Below are 1,768 nucleotides of genomic sequence, written 5' to 3' on the forward strand. Positions count from 1 at the left end.
GCCGAAAGGAACCGGCCATGATCAAAGTCAGGCAGCTCGCCCATGTCTGCATCTTCGCGCACGACCTGGAGGCGACGCGCTCCTTCTATCGCGACGTGCTTGGCATGGACACAAGGTTCAATTTCCTGCGCGACGGCAGGATTTTCGGCTTCTATCTCAACTGCGGCGGCCGCAGCCATGTCGAGGTGTTTGAGAAGACCGAGGCCAGCTACGGCGACCGTAACCAGATCAACCATTTCTGCCTGGAAGTGGAAGATATCGAGGCTGCGATCGCCCATATCCGCTCGAAAGGCGTCGAGGTGACGCCGAAGAAGCTCGCATGCGACGACACTTTTCAGGCCTGGATCACCGATCCCAACGGCGTGAGGATCGAGCTGTTCGAATACACCGCAAAAAGCGCGCAGTTCACCGGCGGCGATCGCGTCGCCGACTGGTGACCCAAGCCTACTTCAGCTCGATCTCTATAAAAGCGTATTCGCCGTCATTGGCGTTGATGACGTCGTGCTCAACGCCCTCGCGGCGGAAATAGGGCGCTCCCTTCTTCATTTCGGCGAAGGATTCGCCGTCGTTGGTCACCAGCCTCACCTTGCCGTCCATCAGCGGCACGACGACATAGTCGTGGCCATGGCGGTGCCAGCCGGTGTTGGCGCCGGGCGCGAAGCGGTACTCGGTGACGATCACCCGCTCATTGTCGACATGGACTGTGGCCTTGGCTGTTCCGGTCATGGCGTTCTCCTTTTCCTGTAGAAGAGGAGATGGCGGGCGCGAACGTCAGGGCCAGGGCGCCATGAGCGATGGCGCCAAAGAAAAGCCCGGCGCGATGGCCGGGCTTGTTCCTTGGATATCCGAATGGCTCAGGCGATGGCGCCGTTGATCCAGTGCGACAGCGCGGTCTTCGGCGCGGCGCCCACCTTCATGTCGGCCACTTCGCCGCCCTTGAAGATCATCAGCGTCGGGATCGAACGCACGCCAAACTGCGCGGCAAGCTCCGGATTCTCATCGATGTTGAGCTTGGCGATCTTCACCTTCGAGCCGAGTTCCTTGGCGATCTCTTCCAGGGACGGGCCGATCATCTTGCACGGGCCGCACCACTCGGCCCAGAAATCCACCACGACCGGCTCCTTGGCATTGAGCACATCGGCCTGGAAATTGCCATTGTCGACCTTGACGGTGGCCATGCTGAAATCCTTTCGAAAACTCGGGTTGCACCAAATGTGGTGGTTGTGGCGGCGATGTTCAAGCAGTTCTTGTGTCACGCTCCCGTGAGTCGGGCAAGGGCATCGGCCATGGCCCTTGCAGGCAGCTCGATCAGCCGCAGTGCCTCGGTAAAGAGCAGCGCCGCCGTCACCTCGCGTCCCGGATAGAGCGGCTCAAGCAGCGCGCGGTAGAGCGCAAGCTGCAGCACATAGGCCGGCGGCACTTCGGCCAGGTCTTTGGGAGCCGGCCGGTTGGTCTTGTAGTCGACGATCGACACCTTTTCCGGGCTGACGGCCAGCCGGTCGATCTTGCCGGAGATGGAACGCAGCCTGCCCTTCACCTCCAGACTGCCCATGATCGCGACTTCCGCGCGGGACGACGGCGAGAACAACGCGCCGAAGCGGTCGTCGGAAAGGATGGAGAGCACCGCGTCCAACGCCCTGTCGCGCTCACCATCTGGCCAATCTGCGCCGGCGCGCGCGAGATAGCGCTCGGCCGCACCGTGCCTTTCCGTCTCGGCGATGCCGGGCAGCATCTGCAGCAATTTGTGCAAGGCAAGGCCGCGCACGAC

Annotated in this window: 4 protein-coding genes; 1 reads left to right on the forward strand and 3 read right to left on the reverse strand. The window is 62.0% G+C overall.

The annotated features are described in order from the left end of the window. The first annotated feature begins 17 nt into the window (after positions 1 to 17). On the forward strand, positions 18 to 437 hold the full coding sequence (locus tag EOA27_RS34955; protein WP_126080116.1) for a VOC family protein: 420 nt from the start codon (positions 18 to 20) through the stop codon (positions 435 to 437). A gap of 7 nt (positions 438 to 444) precedes the next feature. On the opposite strand, the gene EOA27_RS34960 is transcribed toward EOA27_RS34955, so the two are convergent. The 3 genes from EOA27_RS34960 to EOA27_RS34970 form a co-directional block, all read right to left on the reverse strand. Then, positions 445 to 726: a cupin domain-containing protein gene (locus EOA27_RS34960; protein WP_126080115.1), complete on the reverse strand. Its 282-nt coding sequence runs from the start codon at positions 724 to 726 to the stop codon at positions 445 to 447. Between the two features lie 128 nt (positions 727 to 854). After that, positions 855 to 1,178 carry a thioredoxin gene (trxA, locus tag EOA27_RS34965; protein ID WP_112129004.1) on the reverse strand — a complete coding sequence of 108 codons (324 nt, stop codon included), beginning with the start codon at positions 1,176 to 1,178 and terminating at the stop codon, positions 855 to 857. A 74-nt stretch (positions 1,179 to 1,252) separates the two neighbouring features. After that, the coding region (locus EOA27_RS34970; RefSeq protein ID WP_189562268.1) for a PD-(D/E)XK nuclease family protein at positions 1,253 to 1,768 on the reverse strand (516 nt) is incomplete at its 5' end.

The organism is Mesorhizobium sp. M2A.F.Ca.ET.037.01.1.1, from assembly GCF_003998075.1.
Lineage (GTDB): Bacteria > Pseudomonadota > Alphaproteobacteria > Rhizobiales > Rhizobiaceae > Mesorhizobium.